The organism is Erwinia piriflorinigrans CFBP 5888 (assembly GCF_001050515.1).
Classification (GTDB): domain Bacteria; phylum Pseudomonadota; class Gammaproteobacteria; order Enterobacterales; family Enterobacteriaceae; genus Erwinia; species Erwinia piriflorinigrans.
The window spans coordinates 187,761-208,149 of record NZ_CAHS01000017.1 but is presented as its reverse complement, the minus strand read 5'-3'; the positions used below and the strand labels follow the sequence as shown (position 1 = coordinate 208,149).

The 20,389-nt window shown below is 55.1% G+C and carries 15 protein-coding genes and 1 pseudogene; 7 read left to right on the top strand and 9 right to left on the bottom strand.

The annotated features are described in order from the left end of the window. The 5 genes from fkpB (at position 1) to carB (ending at position 7,331) form a co-directional block, all read left to right on the top strand. Positions 1–471, top strand: a complete 471-nt coding sequence (fkpB, locus tag EPIR_RS13995) for an FKBP-type peptidyl-prolyl cis-trans isomerase (RefSeq protein WP_023656104.1) — start codon at positions 1–3, stop codon at positions 469–471. Further along, positions 452–1,405, top strand: coding sequence for a 4-hydroxy-3-methylbut-2-enyl diphosphate reductase (ispH, locus tag EPIR_RS13990; protein WP_023656103.1), 954 nt, complete (start codon positions 452–454; stop codon positions 1,403–1,405). Before fkpB ends, ispH begins: the two co-directional genes overlap by 20 nt. A gap of 246 nt (positions 1,406–1,651) precedes the next feature. Then, positions 1,652–2,473 (top strand): 4-hydroxy-tetrahydrodipicolinate reductase, encoded by an 822-nt coding sequence (dapB, locus tag EPIR_RS13985; protein ID WP_023656102.1) that lies wholly within the window; start codon positions 1,652–1,654, stop codon positions 2,471–2,473. Between the two features lie 470 nt (positions 2,474–2,943). Continuing rightward, positions 2,944–4,092 carry a glutamine-hydrolyzing carbamoyl-phosphate synthase small subunit gene (carA, locus tag EPIR_RS13980; RefSeq protein WP_420834764.1) on the top strand — a complete coding sequence of 383 codons (1,149 nt, stop codon included), beginning with the start codon at positions 2,944–2,946 and terminating at the stop codon, positions 4,090–4,092. 14 nt (positions 4,093–4,106) lie between these two features. Then, the gene (gene carB / locus EPIR_RS13975; RefSeq protein WP_023656099.1) at positions 4,107–7,331 is read left to right on the top strand and encodes a carbamoyl-phosphate synthase large subunit; all 3,225 of its coding nucleotides are present in this window, start codon (positions 4,107–4,109) and stop codon (positions 7,329–7,331) included. 119 nt (positions 7,332–7,450) lie between these two features. On the opposite strand, the pseudogene EPIR_RS13970 reads toward carB, so the two are convergent. After that, positions 7,451–8,062, bottom strand: a pseudogene (locus EPIR_RS13970) (LysE family translocator); the annotation flags it as partial. 188 nt (positions 8,063–8,250) lie between these two features. Here EPIR_RS13970 and folA point away from each other — a divergent pair. Then, complete coding sequence (gene folA, locus EPIR_RS13965) at positions 8,251–8,733, top strand: type 3 dihydrofolate reductase (RefSeq protein WP_048697709.1); 483 nt, start codon at positions 8,251–8,253, stop codon at positions 8,731–8,733. 34 nt (positions 8,734–8,767) lie between these two features. Here the strand turns inward: folA and apaH are convergent, their stop codons facing one another. From apaH to lptD, 6 genes are read right to left on the bottom strand one after another with little or no spacing between them, the layout of a single operon-like run. Continuing rightward, positions 8,768–9,592, bottom strand: coding sequence for a bis(5'-nucleosyl)-tetraphosphatase (symmetrical) ApaH (gene apaH, locus EPIR_RS13960; RefSeq protein WP_023656096.1), 825 nt, complete (start codon positions 9,590–9,592; stop codon positions 8,768–8,770). A gap of 15 nt (positions 9,593–9,607) precedes the next feature. Continuing rightward, positions 9,608–9,985, bottom strand: a complete 378-nt coding sequence (apaG, locus tag EPIR_RS13955) for a Co2+/Mg2+ efflux protein ApaG (RefSeq protein WP_023656095.1) — start codon at positions 9,983–9,985, stop codon at positions 9,608–9,610. Positions 9,986–9,987: 2 nt separating this feature from the next. Continuing rightward, positions 9,988–10,809: a 16S rRNA (adenine(1518)-N(6)/adenine(1519)-N(6))-dimethyltransferase RsmA gene (gene rsmA, locus EPIR_RS13950; RefSeq protein WP_023656094.1), complete on the bottom strand. Its 822-nt coding sequence runs from the start codon at positions 10,807–10,809 to the stop codon at positions 9,988–9,990. After that, positions 10,802–11,794 (bottom strand): 4-hydroxythreonine-4-phosphate dehydrogenase PdxA, encoded by a 993-nt coding sequence (gene pdxA, locus EPIR_RS13945; protein WP_048697663.1) that lies wholly within the window; start codon positions 11,792–11,794, stop codon positions 10,802–10,804. The genes rsmA and pdxA overlap by 8 nt, the downstream gene beginning before the upstream one ends. Next, a complete protein-coding gene (gene surA, locus EPIR_RS13940; RefSeq protein WP_023656092.1) occupies positions 11,784–13,079 on the bottom strand; it encodes a peptidylprolyl isomerase SurA in 1,296 nt (431 codons plus the stop codon). Before surA ends, pdxA begins: the two co-directional genes overlap by 11 nt. A gap of 53 nt (positions 13,080–13,132) precedes the next feature. Beyond that, entirely contained in the window at positions 13,133–15,508 is a 2,376-nt protein-coding gene (gene lptD / locus EPIR_RS13935; protein ID WP_023656091.1) for an LPS assembly protein LptD, read from the bottom strand. Positions 15,509–15,720: 212 nt separating this feature from the next. On the opposite strand from lptD, the gene djlA reads away from it, so the two are divergent. After that, entirely contained in the window at positions 15,721–16,542 is an 822-nt protein-coding gene (gene djlA / locus EPIR_RS13930) for a co-chaperone DjlA (RefSeq protein WP_023656090.1), read from the top strand. 79 nt (positions 16,543–16,621) lie between these two features. On the opposite strand, the gene rluA is transcribed toward djlA, so the two are convergent. Together rluA and rapA are read right to left on the bottom strand one after the other, a co-directional pair. Next, positions 16,622–17,275, bottom strand: coding sequence for a bifunctional tRNA pseudouridine(32) synthase/23S rRNA pseudouridine(746) synthase RluA (gene rluA / locus EPIR_RS13925; protein WP_023656089.1), 654 nt, complete (start codon positions 17,273–17,275; stop codon positions 16,622–16,624). A 41-nt stretch (positions 17,276–17,316) separates the two neighbouring features. Then, on the bottom strand, positions 17,317–20,223 hold the full coding sequence (rapA, locus tag EPIR_RS13920) for an RNA polymerase-associated protein RapA (RefSeq protein WP_023656088.1): 2,907 nt from the start codon (positions 20,221–20,223) through the stop codon (positions 17,317–17,319). Between the last annotated feature and the right edge of the window lie 166 nt (positions 20,224–20,389).

The following is a 20,389-nucleotide window of genomic DNA, read 5'->3' as shown; positions in this document are numbered from 1 at the left end:
ATGACTGATTCTGTACAAAGTAACAGCGCGGTGCTGGTGCATTTCACGCTAAAGCTGGCGGACGGTTCCACGGCGGAGTCCACACGTAATAACGGCAAGCCGGCACTGTTTCGTCTGGGAGACGGCAGCCTGTCAGCGCAGCTGGAAAGCCACCTGATTGGTCTGGCGGTGGGGGGCAATGCGGCGTTTGCCCTCGAGGCGCAAGACGCATTTGGCGACATCAGTCCGGATTTGATTCAGTATTTTTCACGCCGTGACTTCGTCGAAGCGGGAGAGCCAGAAATCGGTGCCATCATGCTGTTCAGCGGCATGGATGGCAATGAAATGCCGGGGGTGATTCGTGAGATCTCCGGCGATTCCATCACCGTCGATTTCAACCACCCGCTTGCCGGACAGACCATTCACTTCGACATCGACGTGCTTGAAATCGATCCGCTACTGGAGATAAGCAATGCAGATCCTGCTGGCTAATCCGCGTGGTTTCTGCGCGGGCGTTGATCGCGCTATCAGCATTGTGGAGCGTGCGCTGGAAATGTATGGCGCACCGATCTACGTGCGCCATGAGGTGGTGCATAATCGCTATGTGGTCAACAGCCTGCGTGAACGCGGCGCAATCTTTATTGAAGAGATTGGTGAGGTGCCGGATGGGTCAATTCTGATCTTCTCCGCGCACGGCGTTTCCCAGGCGGTGCGTGCAGAAGCCAAAGCCCGTGAGTTGACGATGCTGTTTGACGCCACCTGCCCACTGGTCACCAAAGTCCATATGGAAGTGGCGCGTGCCAGCCGTAAAGGCACCGAGGCGATTCTCATTGGCCACGCAGGCCACCCGGAAGTCGAAGGCACGATGGGGCAGTACAATAACCCGCAAGGGGGCATGTATCTGGTAGAACAGCCGGGCGATGTGCAGAAGCTACAGGTTAAGAATGAAGATAACCTGTGCTTTATGACGCAGACCACGCTGTCGGTTGATGATACCAGTGAGGTGATTGATGCCCTGCGCGCGCGCTTCCCTAAAATTGTCGGCCCGCGCAAAGACGATATTTGCTACGCCACCACGAATCGCCAGGAGGCGGTCAGAACGCTGGCGCGTGATGCCGATGTGGTGCTGGTGGTCGGCTCGAGGAATTCATCGAACTCTAATCGTTTGGCGGAACTGGCTCAGCGTGCCGGTAAGCTGGCGCGGCTGATTGATTCAGCGGACGATATTCAGGAAGCGTGGGTGAAAGGCGTGAGCTGCGTTGGCGTCACTGCCGGTGCGTCCGCGCCGGATATTTTGGTGCAGCAGGTGATCCAGCGACTGAACGAGCTGGGTGGCGTAGATGCCGTTGAGCTGATCGGGCGTGAAGAAAATATCATTTTCGAAGTGCCGAAGGAGCTGCGTGTAGAGGTTAAGCAGCTGGACTGATTTGTCAGGGGCGCAGGTTATGCGCCCCTTTTTTTGTGCATATCCCATTGGGTTCATCACGGGATGCGTATGAGCCTTATTCCACCATTCCCTTTTCCTCATTTCGTCAAAATCTGTTTTACTGATAATCGTCTCTCTCTGGCGTAAAATTCTTATAGCAGAGTGTTAATAGTGGTGCAGGGATTAACGCATGATTAACCTGTGAATGTTATGAAGATAATAGATACCAGTCAGGAATGAATAATTATGAGTAATGCAGAAATCCGGGTCGCCATTGTGGGAGCCGCAGGGCGTATGGGGCGTCAGCTGATACAGGCAACTGAACTGGCTGAAGGGGCTCGCCTGGGGGCGGCACTGGTGCGCAGTGGTTCATCGCTGGTTGGAACCGATGCTGGAGAACTGGCTGGCTGTGGCGCATTAGGGGTTACCGTCACTGATGACCTGGAGGCGGTGGTTAACGATTTCGACGTGCTAATCGACTTCACGCGTCCCGAAGGCACATTGCACTATCTGGCGTTTTGCCGCCAGCATCACAAAGCGATGGTGATCGGTACTACCGGTTTTGACGATGCGGGTAAAGCCGCCATTGAGGCGGCGGCACAGGATATCGCCATTGTGTTTGCCGCCAACTTCAGCGTCGGGGTGAATCTGGTGCTCAAGCTGGTGGAAAAAGCGGCCAAGGTGATGGGGGAATATGCGGATATCGAAATTATCGAAGCGCATCACCGCCATAAAGTGGATGCGCCATCCGGTACGGCATTGGCGATGGGAGAAGCCATCGCCGATGCGATGAGCTGGGATCTTAAACAGCATGCCGTTTATGCTCGTGAAGGTTTCACCGGTGAGCGTGAAGCGCAGACCATTGGTTTTGCCACCGTCCGCGCTGGCGATATTGTCGGGGAGCACACGGCGATGTTTGCAGATATTGGCGAGCGCGTGGAGATAAGCCACAAGGCTTCCAGCCGCATGACCTTTGCTAAAGGCGCAGTACGTGCGGCAATGTGGCTTAAAGAGTATAAATCAGGCCTTTATGATATGAGAAGTGTGCTAAACCTGGATGATTTGTAAGTAGTAAGTACAATTATTGACATGGTTTATTTTGTTGTAAGTTGATGATTTAAAGGGTAATGATTTTATTGCCCTTTTTTATTGTCAATAAAATGACATCTCCTTGCATTATTTTTGATGTAATCATGATAAATACCACTTTTCGCAGGGTTTATCCTGCAGGAACTGCTGTTTTTGACCATTTGGTCTGCTTTTTGAGTCGTTAACCGTCTCAAATCCGCCATTATGGTCAGGCAATCGGTTTTATGACCGGGATATGTGGTATTTTTACCGTTAACTCGCCACTTTTTGCTTCAGTGAGTTAAAAAAGGAGGAAAAACTGCCTTGTAGGGTAGACATTAGCAGGGGCTATCATTAGAATGCGCGCAATTTGCCAATAACTGAGCAGTCAGGCAGTTTTTGCATTGATTTTGGCTAGGTTCCTGAATTAATATGCAGATAATATGACTGTTTATTCCCTGGAGGATGTTTTGATTAAGTCAGCGCTTTTGGTTCTGGAAGACGGAACCCAATTCCACGGTCGGGCTATAGGGGCAACCGGATCGGCAGTGGGAGAAGTTGTTTTCAACACTTCAATGACCGGTTATCAAGAAATCCTCACCGATCCTTCCTATTCTCGCCAAATCGTTACTCTCACTTATCCCCATATCGGCAATGTCGGCACCAACTCCGCTGATGCAGAATCGACTCAGGTTCATGCAGCAGGTCTGGTTATCCGCGATTTACCGCTGATTGCCAGTAACTATCGCAATGAAGAAGGGCTGTCTGACTATCTGACTCGCCACAACATTGTCGCTATTGCCGATATCGATACACGCAAACTGACCCGTCTGCTGCGTGAAAAAGGGGCACAAAACGGCTGCATTATTGCCGGAGAGGCGCTGGACGCTGCCGTGGCACTGGAAAAAGCGCGCGCGTTTCCCGGTCTGAAAGGCATGGACTTGGCGAAAGAGGTGACCACACCGGATGCCTATACATGGTTACAGGGAAGTTGGACGCTGGAAGAAGAGCGGCCTGAGGCGAAAGCTGAAAGTGCCCTGCCGTACCACGTGGTGGCTTACGACTACGGCGTGAAGCGCAATATCCTGCGGATGCTGGTCGATCGCGGCTGCCGTCTGACGGTGGTCCCCGCACAAACCAGCGCCGAAGACGTGCTGAAACTCAACCCGGATGGCGTGTTCCTCTCTAATGGCCCGGGCGACCCGGAGCCGTGCGACTACGCGATTACCGCGATTAACCGCCTGCTTGAAACCAATATTCCGCTTTTTGGCATCTGCCTCGGCCATCAGCTACTGGCGCTGGCCAGCGGTGCGCAGACGGTAAAAATGAAACTCGGCCACCACGGTGGTAACCATCCGGTGAAAGACCACGATAACAACACGGTGATGATCACCGCCCAGAACCACGGTTTTGCCGTCGATGACAGCAACCTTCCGGCTAATCTGCGCGTTACCCATACCTCACTGTTTGACCACACGGTACAGGGCATTCACCGCACCGATAAAGCGGCCTTCAGCTTCCAGGGGCACCCGGAAGCCAGCCCCGGCCCGCATGATGCTGCCCCGTTGTTCGATCACTTTATCGAACTGATTGAAGCCCACCGTTCGACTGCCAAATAATCAGGAGCGAAAAAATGCCAAAACGTACAGACATAAAAAGTATCCTGATCCTTGGTGCTGGCCCGATTGTCATCGGCCAGGCCTGTGAATTTGACTACTCTGGTGCGCAGGCGTGTAAAGCGCTGCGCGAAGAGGGTTACCGCGTTATCTTGGTAAACTCCAACCCCGCGACCATTATGACCGACCCGGAAATGGCCGATGCGACTTACATCGAGCCGATTAACTGGGAAGTGGTGCGCAAAATTATTGAAAAAGAGCGTCCGGATGCGGTATTGCCGACGATGGGTGGTCAGACCGCGCTGAACTGTGCGCTGGAACTGGAACGTCAAGGCGTACTGGCGGAATTCGGCGTGACCATGATCGGCGCTACCGCTGATGCGATCGATAAAGCAGAAGATCGCCGCCGTTTTGACGTGGCGATGAAAAGTATCGGTCTCGACACCGCGCGTTCCGGTATCGCCCATACTATGGAAGAAGCGCTGGCGGTGGCCGCTGATGTCGGTTTTCCATGCATTATCCGCCCTTCCTTTACGATGGGTGGCACCGGCGGCGGCATTGCCTATAATCGCGAAGAGTTTGAAGAGATCTGCGAACGCGGTCTTGACCTGTCGCCGACCAATGAGCTGTTGATTGATGAATCGCTGATTGGCTGGAAAGAGTACGAGATGGAGGTGGTGCGTGATAAAAACGATAACTGCATCATCGTTTGCTCAATCGAAAACTTCGATGCGATGGGGATACACACCGGCGATTCCATTACCGTTGCGCCAGCACAGACGCTGACTGACAAAGAGTATCAGATCATGCGTAACGCCTCGATGGCGGTACTGCGTGAAATCGGCGTGGAAACCGGCGGCTCTAACGTCCAGTTCTCGGTCAATCCGGAAAATGGCCGTTTGATCATCATCGAAATGAACCCGCGCGTCTCGCGCTCTTCGGCGCTGGCCTCGAAAGCCACCGGCTTCCCGATTGCCAAGATTGCCGCCAAGCTGGCCGTGGGCTATACGCTGGACGAGCTGATGAACGATATCACCGGCGGTCTGACCCCGGCCTCGTTTGAGCCGTCCATCGACTATGTTGTCACCAAGATCCCACGTTTTAACTTCGAGAAATTTGCCGGTACCAATGACCGTCTGACCACGCAGATGAAATCCGTGGGTGAAGTGATGGCGATTGGCCGAACGTTGCAGGAGTCCATGCAGAAAGCATTGCGTGGTCTGGAAGTCGGCGCGAACGGCTTTGACCCGAAAGTCGACCTGAACGATCCCGAAGCGCTGACCACCATCCGTCGTGAGCTGAAGGACGCAGGTTCTGACCGTATCTGGTATATCGCCGATGCGTTCCGTGCCGGACTGACGGTGGAAGATGTCTTTGCACTGACCAATGTTGACCGCTGGTTCCTGGTACAGATTGAAGAGCTGGTGCAGCTGGAGCAGCAGGTGGCACAGCAGGGCATCAGTGGCCTGAGCGACGATTTCCTGCGCACCCTGAAACGCAAAGGCTTTGCCGATGCGCGTCTGTCGACGCTGGCCGGCGTCGCCGAGTCTGATATTCGCCAGCTGCGCGAACAGTATAATCTGCACCCGGTTTATAAGCGTGTGGATACCTGTGCGGCGGAGTTTTCCACCGATACGGCTTACATGTACTCGACGTATGAAGAGGAGTGTGAGGCTAACCCGCACCAGGACCGCGACAAAATTATGGTGCTGGGCGGCGGGCCTAACCGCATCGGGCAGGGCATTGAGTTTGACTACTGCTGCGTGCACGCTTCACTGGCCCTGCGCGAAGACGGTTTTGAAACCATTATGGTCAACTGCAACCCGGAAACCGTATCGACCGACTATGACACGTCCGACCGCCTGTACTTTGAGCCGGTCACGCTGGAAGACGTGCTGGAAATCGTGCGTATCGAGCAGCCGAAAGGCGTGATCGTGCAGTACGGTGGTCAGACGCCGCTGAAACTGGCGCGTGCGCTGGAAGCCGCTGGCGTACCGGTTATCGGCACCAGCCCGGATGCTATTGACCGCGCTGAAGACCGCGAACGTTTCCAGCAGGCGGTTGAGCGCCTCGGCCTGAAGCAGCCGGCTAACGCCACGGTGACCGCCATTGATATGGCCGTAGAGAAAGCCGCGATCATCGGCTACCCGCTGGTGGTGCGCCCGTCTTACGTGCTGGGCGGCCGTGCAATGGAAATCGTCTATGACGAAATCGACCTGAAGCGCTACTTCAACAATGCGGTATCGGTATCAAATGATGCGCCGGTGCTGCTGGATCGTTTCCTCGACGATGCGGTGGAAGTCGATGTCGATGCCATCTGCGATGGCGAACAGGTGCTGATTGGCGGCATCATGGAGCACATTGAGCAGGCTGGCGTACACTCCGGCGACTCGGCTTGTTCACTGCCTGCCTACACCCTGAGTGCGGAAATCCAAGACGTGATGCGTCAGCAGGTGAAAAAGCTGGCGTTTGAACTGGGCGTGCGCGGTCTGATGAACGTGCAGTTTGCGGTCAAGGATAATGAAGTTTACCTGATTGAGGTTAACCCCCGCGCCGCACGTACCGTACCGTTTGTCTCCAAAGCTACCGGCATGCCGTTGGCGAAAGTGGCCGCGCGCGTGATGGCAGGTAAAACCCTTGCGGCACAGGGCGTGACCAAAGAGATTATCCCACCGTATTACTCGGTCAAAGAGGTGGTGCTGCCGTTTAACAAATTCCAGGGCGTAGATCCAATCCTCGGCCCGGAAATGCGTTCTACCGGGGAAGTGATGGGCGTGGGCCGTAACTTCGCCGAAGCCTTCTGCAAGGCGATGCTTGGCGCACAAAGCAATATGAAGAAAAGCGGTCGTGCGCTGCTGTCGGTGCGCGAAGGGGATAAAAAACGTATTGTAGAGCTGGCGCGTCGCCTACAGGAGTTTGGCTTCGAGCTGGATGCCACCGCAGGAACCGCATCGGTGCTGAAGGCGGCCGGTATTGAGGTTCGCCAGGTCAATAAGGTGCACGAAGGACGTCCGCATATTCAGGACCGTCTGAAGAACGGCGAATACGCTTACATCGTCAATACCACCGCGGGTCGTCAGGCGATTGAAGACTCGAAGCTGATTCGCCGTAGCGCCTTGCAGTACAAGGTTCACTACGACACCACGCTGAACGGCGGTTTTGCCACGGCAAACTCCTTGCACGCCAGCGCCACCGATCGGGTGATCTCGGTGCAGGAGATGCACGCGCAGATCGCTGGCTAATTCCAGCAGCGGGGAAGGGACTCCCCGTTCTGGTGTTGAATCAGTGACAGGCCATCGGCAATAAAAAGCCCCTCTCTGTGGATCAGGAGGGGCTTTTTGGTGAAGAATAACGACCGCCAGGACAGCGCCACTTTTATCCCCAACGCAATCAGCACGCCGCCGAGCAGTTTATCCACAATGCGCTGGGCTTTTGTCAGCCCACGACGTACCGGCCCGCTTTGCATCAGCACCACCAATGATGGCCACCAGATCGCCGACAGACCAAGAATAATCCCCGCATAAAGCAGTTTTTCGCTGATGCCTGAATTGACGTTCAGCACCTGGGTGAAGATCGACAGGAAGAACAGCGTCGCTTTTGGATTAAGCAGATTGCACAGGTAGCCTTGCAAAAAGGCTTTTTTCAGCGAAGTCTCTTCCTGTGTGGCATTGTTGAAATTCATTTTACCGTTGCCGCGTGACATCAGCGCCTGGATACCGATATAAATCAGGTAGGCCGCACCGGCATATTTCAGCAGCATAAACAGCCACGGCGTGGTGGTGATCACCACCGCCAGACCGGCGACACAGTAGGCCATATGGGTGGCAACCGCGCAGTTTACGCCCAGCGCACTCATCATCGCAGCACTGCGACGGTAGCGAGCGGCATTTTTTACGATCAGGAAAAAATCAGGGCCGGGCGAAAGCATCCCGAGCGCCACAATGGTGGCAACAAATAAGCTGGTTTCTAACATGATGATAGCCTGTAGCAAATTGATTGCAAAAGTTTAGCATGCCGCGCGATTCAGGCGGTGAAAAACATGCACAAGGTGAGGGAACCGATACCATGCTAAACCTTTACCTAATTACTCTTGCTTAGCTATCGACGAAAGTTTCACCTTTACGTATGATGGCGCCAATTTTATCCCCTGCTGAGTTTGATATGATGATTAGCCTGATTGCTGCCCTTGCGGCCGATCGCGTCATTGGTATGGAAAATGCCATGCCGTGGCACCTGCCAGCCGACCTGGCCTGGTTCAAAAAACAGACGCTGAATAAACCGGTGATCATGGGACGCCGTACCTGGGAATCCATTGGTCGCCCACTGCCGGGCCGTCTGAATATTGTGATCAGCCGCCAGAAGGGTGAGGCTGAAGGTGTGGTCTGGGTGAGCAACATCGAAGATGCGCTGAAGGCGGCCGGAGAGGTGGAAGAGCTGATGGTGATCGGCGGCGGACGCATTTATGAGCAGCTGCTGCCGCGTGCCGATCGCCTTTATCTGACGCATATTGATGCGGAAGTGGAAGGCGATACCCATTTCCCGGACTACGAGCCGGACGAGTGGCAGTCGACCTTTAGCGAGTTTCACGATGCCTCGGAGAAGAACTCGCATAGTTTCTGCTTTGAGATCCTCGATCGCCGCTAATCATTCGGGTGGGCCTGTTTTCAGGCCCACCCGACTATAGCGTTTTTTCTCGTTGTGACGCCTCAATAAACATCTGTTTATCTTCCCAACGCAGCATACTCAGGCTGCCACCCCAACAGCAGCCGGTATCAAGAGCAAAAATCCCTTCTGGTGTCCCTTTACCCTCCAGCGATGCCCAGTGCCCAAAGACGATGGTATAGTCGCGTGATACCGGGCCGGGAATATTGAACCACGGTTTTAGCGGCGGTGGTGCGCTGTCCGGTGACTCTTTGGCAATCATATCCAGCTGACCGTTAGGGAAACAATAACGCATACGCGTCAGGGCATTGGTGCTGAAGCGTAAACGTGCGAGTCCGCTCAATTCCGGCGACCAGTTGTTTGGCATATCGCCATACATGGCATTCAGAAACAGGGGATAGGTATCGCTGCTCAGTACCGCTTCAACCTCGCGTGCGCAGATCTGCGCGGTCTCGATATCCCACTGGGGCGTGATCCCAGCGTGTGCCATCACCAGCTTTTTTTCTTCATCGACCTGGATCAGCGGCTGGCGACGTAGCCAGTTGATCAGCTCATCAACGTCGTCTGCTTCCAGCAGAGCGCTAAGGCGATCTTTCGGTTTATTGCGACCAATGCCGGCATAAACTGCCAGCAGATGCAGATCGTGATTTCCCAGAACCAGCTTAACGCAGTCGCCCAGTGCGCGCACAAAGCGCAGCACCTCCAACGAGTCTGGCCCACGAGCCACCAAATCGCCAGTCAACCACAGCTGGTCGGTTTCAGGATTAAATTGCACCTGATCAAGAAGCGATTGCAACTCATGGTAGCAACCGTGGATATCGCCAATTAAGTAAGTGCTCATGCAAACAAAGCCGGATTAGTGGATATGGGTGGCAATCGCCAGACGGAAGACAGGAATTTCAACACGGAAGTTTTCGCTATCAGCATCGATCATCTGATAGTGTCCCTGCATGGTGCCGATCGGGGTTTCCAGAACGGCACCGCTGGTGTACTGGTACTCGCCGCCGGGTTCGATATGCGGCTGTTCTCCCACCACACCTTCTCCCTGAACTTCGGTTTCACGGCCATTACCGTTGGTGATTAGCCAGTAGCGGCCAATCAGTTGCACAGCAATACGCCCCACGTTACGAATGGTCACCGCGTAAGCAAAGACATAGCGTTCTTCATCAGGCGCAGACTGCGACGCAATATAGGTGCTTTGTACCTGAACACAGATTCGGGGCGTATCGTTCATGATTACTTCTCCTGCGGCTGAGGGTGCGCAGTTAACCAGTTAGCCAGCTGGCAGTATTGCGCAACGCTGATGTTTTCTGCGCGCAGCGTTGGATCGATGTTCATTTCTGTCAGTGCGTCGACAGAGAACAGATGACCCAGACTGTTGCGGAGCGTTTTGCGACGTTTGCCAAAGGCTTCCGTGGTGATGCGGCTCAAAACGCGAATATCATCAACCGGGTGCGGTAGTTGGGCATAAGGCATCAGACGAACCACCGCAGAGTCTACTTTAGGCGCGGGGGTGAACGATTCAGGTGGAACCTCCAGTACCGGGATCACCTGGCAGTAATATTGCGCCATCACCGTCAGACGACCATAGGCTTTGCTGCCTGGCCCGGCAACCAAACGATTAACCACCTCTTTTTGCAGCATGAAGTGCATATCTTTAATGGCACCGACATAGCTAAACAGATGGAACATCAACGGCGTGGAAATGTTATACGGCAAATTACCAAAAACGCGTAACGGCTGACCTTTTTCCTGCGCCAGGGCAGCAAAATCAAAGGTCATGGCATCCTGCTGGAATATGGTCAGCTTGGGGCCGAGAAACGGATGGGTTTGCAGACGCGCGGCAAGGTCGCGGTCGATTTCGACCACCGTCATGCTATCCAGGCGCTCTCCTACCGGCTCGGTCAGTGCGCCGAGACCCGGGCCGATTTCGACCACCGCCTCACCGCGTTGAGGGTGGATGGCGTTGACAATACAGTCAATAATATACTGATCGTTAAGGAAGTTCTGTCCAAAACGTTTGCGGGCGAAGTGGCCCTGGTGAACGCGACTATTCATTACTGCTCTTAATCATGGTAATGGCGAGGTTAAGCGCCGTCTTAAAGCTGCCCGCATCGGCCTGACCGCTACCGGCCAGCTCAAGAGCCGTACCGTGGTCAACAGACGTGCGGATAAATGGCAGACCGAGGGTGATATTCACCGCCCGACCAAAGCCCTGATATTTTAGCACCGGAAGCCCCTGATCGTGGTACATCGCCAGCACGGCATCGGCATGTTGCAGATATTTGGGCTGAAACAGCGTATCCGCAGGGAGCGGCCCGGTCAGTTTCATCCCCTGCTGGCGAAGTTCGTCCAACGCAGGGATGATCACATCAATCTCTTCACGGCCCATATGACCGCCTTCGCCAGCGTGAGGGTTAAGACCACAAACAAAAATATGTGGCTCGGCCCGGCCAAACTTGCTTTGCAGGTCGCGGTGCAGAATAGTGATCACTTCATGGAGCGTGGAGCGAGTAATACTGGCCGCCACGTCTTTCAGCGGCAGGTGCGTGGTGGCCAGCGCAACGCGCAGCTCTTCCGTTGCCAGCATCATCACCACACGCTCACAGCCCGCACGCTCGGCAAAAAATTCGGTATGCCCGCTGAACGAAATACCGGCATCATTGATCGCTCCTTTGTGCACCGGGCCGGTGATCAGTGCGGCGAACTCACCGCTCAGGCAACCGTCACAGGCGCGGGCGAGGGTCTCAAGCACGTAGTGGCTGTTATCCACGCACAGCTCACCGGCGTTAACCGGCTGTGCAAGGTGCACCGGTAGCAGCGTGAGTGAACCGGCCTGCTGCGGCTGGGCGCAGGCGTTCGGCTGGTACTCGCGCAGCGTAAGGGGTAAACGCAAAGCTGCCGCGCGGTTGCGCAGCAGCTCGGGGTCAGCACACACCACCAGTTCAACCGGCCAGTCTTGCTGGGCCAGTTGAACCACGAGATCGGGGCCAATCCCGGCGGGTTCTCCGCTGGTGATGACAATGCGTTGCTTACTGAGCATTCGCATCCAGGATCTTCACGTAGGCAGCCGCACGCTCTTCCTGCATCCAGGTCTGAGCTTCTTCCGCGAATTTACGGTTGAACAACAGACGATAAGCTCGCTCTTTTTTTGCCGCGTCGGTTTTATCCACCTTGCGGGTATCCATCAGCTCAATCAGATGCCAGCCGAAGGAAGAGTGAACTGGGGCGCTGATCTGGCCTTTGTTCAGATGCAGCAGGGCATCACGGAAAGCCGGATCGAATACTTCAGCCGAGCTCCAGCCGAGATCGCCGCCCTGGTTAGCTGAACCCGGATCTTGTGACAGCTGTTTAGCGGCATCGCTAAAGGTCAGTTTGCCGCTCTTGATCTCGGCGGCGACCTGCTGCAATTTCTGTCGAGCCTGATCGTCGGTCATGATCGGTGAAGGCTTCAGCAGGATGTGGCGGGCGTGGACTTCGGTCACCGAAATACTCTGATTATCACCGCGCATATCGTTAACTTTCAGGATATGGAAGCCAACGCCGGAGCGGACAGGGCCGATGATATCGCCTTTTTTCGCCGTCACCAGCACCTGAGCAAACAGAGAAGGCAGCTCCTGGAGACGTCCCCAGCCCATATTGCCGCCTTTTAGCGCCTGGGGATCGGCAGAGTTAGCTATCGCCAGCTTCGCAAAATCAGCGCCGCTTTTGGCTTCGCTAACCAGTTGATTCGCCAGGTTTTCCTGATCATCAACCTGCTGCTGCGTCGGGTTCTCCGGCAGCGGCAACAGAATGTGGCTGATATTCAGCTCCGTACCCGCACTGTTCTGCGAGGCCAGCTGTTCTGCAAGAGAATCCACTTCCTGCGGCAGGATGGTGACACGACGGCGAACTTCGTTGTTACGCACTTCCGAGGTCGCCATCTCTTGACGGATCTGCTCACGATAGGTGGCATAGTTCATGCCGTCATACGCCAGGCGGCTGCGTAGCTGGTCGATGCTCATTTTATTTTGCTGAGCAATGTTGCCTATCGCCTGATCGAGCTGGGCATCGCTAACCTGTAGGCCAGCCTGCTTCGCCTTCTGTAGCAGGATATTGTCCATGACCAGGCGCTCCAGAATCTGGTGACGCAGGGTTTTGTCATCCGGCAGCTGCTGACCAGCCTGCTTTGACTGACCTTTCACGGACTGCATCATGCTGTCAACATCACTTTCTAGCACCACGCCGTTGTTAACGACGGCGGCAACTTTATCTACAACTTGCGGGGCTGCGAACGCGGTGTTGGCTGTCAGAGCTGCACCGAGGATTAGCATTCTCCAGTTCTTCATACTTTTTCCATTCTTCTATCCGCACTGCGGGTTGGCATTCCAAAGAAACAACATCAGAAAGCGCGTTGATAAGGCAGTATGCCCTTACGCAGCATCTGCCCAGTACCTAAGCCGTAGCTTGGGCTGAGGCCACGCAGTTCAATGTTGAACGAGATTTTGTTGTCGTATTTACTGTTGTCGTTTTCCCAACCGGTAATTTTACGTTCATAGCCCAGGCGTAATGCATAGCAGCAGGAGCTGTACTGAACACCCAACAGCTGATCGGCTGGCTGATTAGCCTTGGTGTCGTAATACCAGGCGCCGACCACTGACCAGGCGTCAACAATTGGCCAGCTGGCGGTGGCACCGACCTGCGAGATCCCCTTTTGATACAGCGCATTGTTGCTATAGTCCGGTAACGTCTGCCGGATATACTCCTCACTGGTGTAGCGGTAGTTCAGCTGCACCATGCGGTCAGCATCACGACGCCACTCCAGCACGGCATTACCCTGCGATACGTTATCCAGACGGGTGTCATACTGCAAACCACCGCGTGCTGCCCAACGGTCGCTGATCTTCCAGTAGCTGTCACCCGCCCACACCAGGCTACCCCGGTCGTCGTCATCGGTGACGTTCAACCCGGTGCGTGCCGGAGTGAACGAGTAGATTTGACCTACGGAAGCATTAAAACGTTCAACCAGATCGTTATCAAAAATGCGTGTTGTCACGCCAGTCGTCACCTGGTTAGCGGAGGCGATACGATCCAGGCCGCTGTACGTGCGATCGCGGAACAGGCCGGTATAGTCACTTTGCAGCAGCGTGGAGTCATAAGAGCGCACATGACTCTGGTCGCGATAAGGCACGTAAAGGTACTGTACACGCGGCTCCAGCGTCTGGGTGTAGCCCGGCGACCAGTCCATATCCCGGTCGAAGACCATCTTGCCATCGACTTTAAACTGCGGCATAACGCGGTTGACCGAGTTTTTCAGCTGATTATTACCGTTTTGAGCATTGTAATAATCAACATCGTTCTGCTCATAATGGGTCGCCAGCAGCTTGGCTTCGGTATTCAGACTGCCCCAGCGGTTAGCCAATGGCAGGTTGATGGTTGGCTCAAGGTGCAAACGCGTGGCATCCGGCATACGCCCATCGACATTGGTGAATTTCACCGCCTGGCCATAAAGATGCGTATCGAAAGGTCCGACGTCATTTTGGTAATAGTTGAAGTCGAACTGAGGTTCAGCGCGATAAACATCGTTATTGGCGTTGGTGGAGAAGATCTGGAACTGTTTGGTCGACAGCGTGGCATCCCAGTTTCTTTCCGCGTAGCCGATGCTGAATTTCTGCGTGACGTAGCCGTCAGTGGTCGATCCATATGGCGAATCAAGATCGGTAAAATAATAAGGATCGCTGACTTTGGTATAGTCGGCATTGAAGCGCCAGTTCTGTTCGTATACGCCGGAATGTTGCCAGTGGAACAGCCAGCGGCTTGAAGATTCATCTTCCGCGTGTTTATCTTCATAAGTGCGGTCGGAGCCCAGATAATCAAATTCTACCAGGCCAGTACCGGCATCGCTCAGATAGCGGAACTCATTCTGCCATTGCATGCCGCGACGGCTGATATAGTGTGGCGTCAGGGTGGCATCAACCTGTGGCGCGATGTTCCAGTAATACGGCAGCATAAAATCGAAGCCGCTGTTGTTACTGTAATTCGCATTGGGGATCAGGAAGCCTGAACGACGCTTATTGCCTACCGGCATTTGCAGGTAGGGGCTGTAAAAAATCGGCACCGATCCCAGTTTGAAACGGGCGTTCCAGATTTCCGCCAGCTGTTCGTCGCGGTCGTGAATAATCTCAGAACCTTCCACGCTCCAGCTGTTCTGACCCGGCAGGCAGGAGGTGAAAGTTCCGTTTTCCAGAATGGTGTAGCGGTTGTCATCGCGCAGCTTCATCTGGTCAGCGGCACCACGTCCCTGACGGCCGACCATCTGATAGTCACCCTGCCAGACATTAGTGTCTTTAGTATTCAGATTAGACCAGGCTTTCGGGCCTTTGAGGATCACCTGATTATCGTCATAGTGCACGTTACCTAATGCATCGACGGTGCGCGTTGGCGTGGCCTGACCGCTCAGCATTTTCTGGTGCAGCTGAACTTCGTTGGATTGCAGGCGGCTGTTGCCGTGCTGGATATCAACATTGCCGCTAAAAACGGTGTTGTCCGGATAATGGCCTTTGGCGTTTTCTGCACCGATCGTCACCGGCAGCTCGTTAGTTTTTTTCCCCTCTACCAGTGGACGGTCGTAACTGGGCACCCCTAGCATACATTGTGATGCGAGGTCATCGGCCAGCCCTTGCTGGCTATAGAGTGCTGAGCCAATAAGCGTGGCCAGCAATGTAGGTAGTCTTTTTTTCATACGCGGTATCGAAAATTCCGTAATCACTGGCATCATGCCGACAAACGGTCAGAGACTATCGCACTCAGTTGCGTTGCGCTAGTAATACCCTGGATCTTTCCGAGCACCAAGGCGTGAGTTTTTGCCTTAATGAGCAACAGAATCGGGTAAACTTCTGGTTTGTTTGGCCGCGTACCAATAGGCTATGAGATAAATGACAGGTATGATAATGCAAAATTTAGCCTTCAGCATGGCCTAATGAGGAGTTTATGCGCTATTGGGGAAAAGTATTAGGGCTGGTACTGGGTTTATTGTCCGGTGCGGGCTTTTGGGGCGTGGTGATTGGCCTGCTGATCGGGCACATGATTGATAAAGCGCGATCTCCTGCCAGGCAGGGCTATTTTGCCGATCAGCAAACGCGTCAGGCGCTTTTTTTCCGTACCACGTTTCAGGTCATGGGGCATTTGACCAAATCCAAAGGACGGGTCACGGATGCTGATATTCAGATGGCATCTCTGCTGATGGAACGCATGCAGCTGCACGGTGAAGGGCGTACGGCGGCACAGCGCGCTTTCCGCGAAGGTAAAGAGGGAGATTATCCTCTGCGCGATAAGCTGCGTGAGCTGCGCAGCGCCTGTTTTGGCCGTTTTGATCTGATCCGCATGTTTCTGGAAATTCAGATCCAGGCGGCATTTGCCGATGGTTCACTGCATCCTAATGAACGCCAGGTGCTGTATGTGATTGCTGAAGAGCTGGGCATATCGCGCGCGCAGTTCGATCAGTTTCTGCGCATGATGGAAAGCGGGCAGCAGTTTGGCGGCGGCTATCAGGGCGGGGGATCGTCCCAGGGCGGCTACAGCCAGAGGCAGCGCGGCCCTACGCTGGAAGACGCCTGTAATATGCTTGGGGTGAAGAGCAGCGATGATGCCACCACCATTAAACGAGCCTACCGCAAGCTGATGAGCGAACATCACCCGGACAAGCTGGTGGCGAAAGGTCTGCCGTCAGAGATGATGGAGATGGCGAAGCAGAAAGCGCAGGAGATTCAGGCGGCTTATGACCTGATCAAACGCGAAAAGGGCTTTAAGTGATCGGGCTGGCTGACTTGCCGCCTGGGCCCCTTTAGCTTTGTGGGCTCCGATCGGGCTGGCTTACCGGAGACCAGCCCGATCAAAACTCCGTCGGCTGGCGGAAGGTCATCGGCGTGCCGTAGTGCGGATGGGTGATGCTCAGGCTTTCGGCATGGAGTTGCAGCCGTGGTGCCATCGCTCTGGCCTCATCATGGGCATAGAAGTTATCGCCCAGTATCGGGTGGCCAAGCGCCAGCATATGCACGCGCAGCTGGTGTGAGCGTCCGGTAATCGGTTTTAGCTGTACGCGCGCGCTGTTATCACTGGCATAGTCCAGCACCTGATATTCCGTTTGCGCGGACTTTCCGCTGTCAAAACACACTTTCTGCTTAGGTCTGTTCGGCCAGTCGCAAATCAGCGGCAGATCCACCAAACCCGTTGCCGGTTGCGGATGCCCCCAGACACGTGCCACATAGGTTTTCTGCGGTTCGCGTTCGCGGAACTGGCGCTTCAGCTCGCGCTCGGCGGCTTTGGTTAACGCCACCACCATTACGCCGCTGGTGGCCATATCCAGGCGATGGACAGATTCTGCCGCCGGATAATCTCGCTGCACGCGCGTCATCACGCTGTCCTTGTACTCGGCAAGCCGACCCGGCACCGACAGCAGCCCACTGGGTTTATTCACCACGATGATGTGCTCGTCCTGATAGAGGACGTGCAGCCAGGGTTCATGCGGGGGATTATAGGGTTCCATAAGATCCTTATCAGGGCCAGCGGGCGCTGGCCCCGTTGGGTTTATTGGTGCGTAACGACGATCAGGCGCAGGGCGTCGAGACGCCAGCCTGCTTCATCGAGATTGCTCAGCACCTGTTGGCGATTGCTTTCCAGCGCGTCGATTTCATCCTGACGGATGTTGGGATTGACCGCGCTCAATGCCTGGAGGCGCGATAGCTCGGCACTCAGCTTCTCGTCAGCTTCCTGACGGGCAGCATCGATCACTTTACGCGCCTCGGCGGCGGCCTGATCTTCCGACAGGGTGATGATCTCATGCACGTCCGACTGCACCGCGTTCACCAGCTTGCTGCCGGTGTGGCGATTTACCGCATTAAGCTGGCGGTTGAAACTTTCAAACTCGACTTTAGCCGCCAAATTGTTGCCCTTACGGTCAACCATCATACGGATCGGCGTTGGCGGCAGGAAGCGGGTCAGTTGCAGATGCTTCGGTGCCTGGGCTTCCACCACATAAATCAGTTCAACCAGCAGCGTACCGACCGGCAGCGCTTTGTTTTTCAGCAGGGAAATCGCACAGCTGCCGGTATCGCCGGAAAGGATCAGATCCAGACCGTTGCGGATGATCGGGTGCTCCCAGCTCACGTACTGAGCATCTTCGCGCGACAGCGCCTGGTTGCGGTCGAAGGTAATTGTACAGCCATCTTCCGGCAGCCCTGGGAAGTCCGGCACCAGCATATGGTCGCCGGGCGTCAGAACGATCAGGTTATCACTACGATCTTCCTGATTGATGCCGACGATATCGAACAGGTTAAGGGCGAAGTTGACCAGTTCAACATCGTTATCCTGTTCGGCAATCTTATCCGCCAGCGCCTGGGCCTTCTCGCCGCCGTTGGAGTTCAGTTCCAGCAGGCGGTCACGCCCCTGTTCCAGCTGAACCTTCATCGCCTCGTGCTGCTTGCGGCACTGTTGGATAAACGTCTCCAGACCTTCGCTGTTTTCCGGCGCGGCGAGGTATTCGATAAGCTGGGTGTAAACGCTGTCGTAAACGGCACGCCCGGTCGGGCAGGTATGTTCGAAAGCATCCAGCCCCTCGTGATACCACTGTACCAGCACCGCCTGCGCGGTTTTTTCCAGGTAGGGGACGTGGATCTGAATATCGTGCGCCTGACCGATACGGTCGAGACGGCCAATACGCTGCTCCAGCAGGTCGGGGTTAAACGGCAGGTCAAACATCACCATCTGGCTGGCGAACTGGAAGTTACGCCCTTCAGAACCGATCTCCGAGCACAGCAGAACCTGAGCGCCGTCCTCCTCCGAGGCAAACCATGCCGCAGCACGATCGCGCTCAATAATCGACAATCCTTCATGGAACACGGCGGCACGAATGCCTTCACGCTCGCGCAGGACCTGCTCCAGCTGTAGGGCGGTAGCGGCTTTGGCGCAGATCACCAGCACCTTTTTGTCACGGTTGCCGGTCAGATAGCCCATCAGCCATTCGACACGCGGGTCAAAGTTCCACCAGGTGCCGCTGTCGCCTTCAAACTCCTGATAGATCTGTTCAGGATAGAGCATATCCTGTGCGCGCTCGTCGGCGGTTTTACGCGCGCTCATAATGCCGGACACTTTAATCGCCGTCTGGTACTGCGTGGGCAGCGGCAGGCGGATCTGATGCAGTTCGCGTTTCGGGAAGCCTTTCACGCCGTTACGGGTGTTACGGAACAGCACGCGGCTGGTACCGTGACGGTCCATCAGCATGCTGATCAGCTCCTGACGCGCTTCCAGCTTGCCTTCGCGGTCGCTGTTAGCGGTTTGCAGCAGCGGCTCTATGTCCTGTTCGCCCATCAGATCGTTCAGCAGGTTCAGCTCATCGTTGCCGATTTTCTGGTCGGCCAGCAGCATCGTCACCGCATCGGCAATCGGGCTGAAGTGTTTTTGTTCTTCAACAAACTGGGCAAAGTCGTGGAAACGGTTGGGGTCGAGCAGACGCAGACGAGCGAAATGGCTCTCCATCCCCAGCTGTTCCGGGGTGGCGGTCAGCAGCAGGATGCCGGGGATCTGCTCTGCCAGCTGTTCAATAACCAGGTATTCGCGGCTCGGTGCGTCTTCAGACCAGACGAGGTGATGCGCTTCATCCACCACCATCAAATCCCACTCGGCATCGGCCAGTTTTTCCAGGCGCTGCTTGTTGCGGCGCACAAAGTCCAGCGAACAGATAATCATCTGCTCGGTATCAAACGGGTTGTCGCTGTCGAGCTGTGCCTGGGCGTAACGGTCGTCATCAAACAGCGCAAAACGCAGATTGAAGCGGCGCAGCATTTCTACCAGCCACTGATGCTGGAGCGTTTCCGGCACCACGATCAGCACGCGCTCGGCGCGACCGGCCAACAGCTGCTGATGAATGATCATCCCCGCTTCAATGGTTTTACCTAAGCCCACTTCATCCGCCAGCAGCACGCGTGGCGCATGTCGGCGTCCGACATCGTGGGCGATATGCAGCTGGTGCGGGATCAGGCTGGTGCGCATGCCGCGCAGGCCGCTGGTGGCCAGGCGATACTGCTCGCTCTGGTATTTGCGCGCGCGAAAACGCAGGGCGAAGCGGTCCATGCGGTCCAACTGCCCGGCGAACAGGCGATCCTGCGGTTTGCCGAATACAAGCTTACTGTCCAGCATCACTTCACGCAGCACCACGCCCGTTTCGCTGTTGTCCAGCCGGGTACCGATATAACTGACCACGCCGTTGGTGGTGGTTATCTCGTCAATTTCCAGCTGCCAGCCTTCATGGCTGGTAATGGTGTCGCCGGGATTGAACACCACGCGGGTGATGGGAGAATCATTTCTGGCATAGAGACGGTTTTCGCCCGTAGCAGGGAACAGCAGGGTGACCATGCGCGTATCGACGGCAACCACAGTTCCCAGTCCCAGTTCGCTTTCCGTATCGCTTATCCAGCGTTGACCAAGTGTAAAAGGCATAAATATTCGGCTCGATTCTCGTCTAGTGTTTCAGGCAATAGCACTGCTGCCGGGCAACTGGCCTGGCGATGAATGATAAAAAAAGATATCAACACGGCAGCAGCTTCAGATATGAGGGTGTAAATTCACGGGCAGCCTCGTATGGTACTGGAAGGCTGCCCGTTCG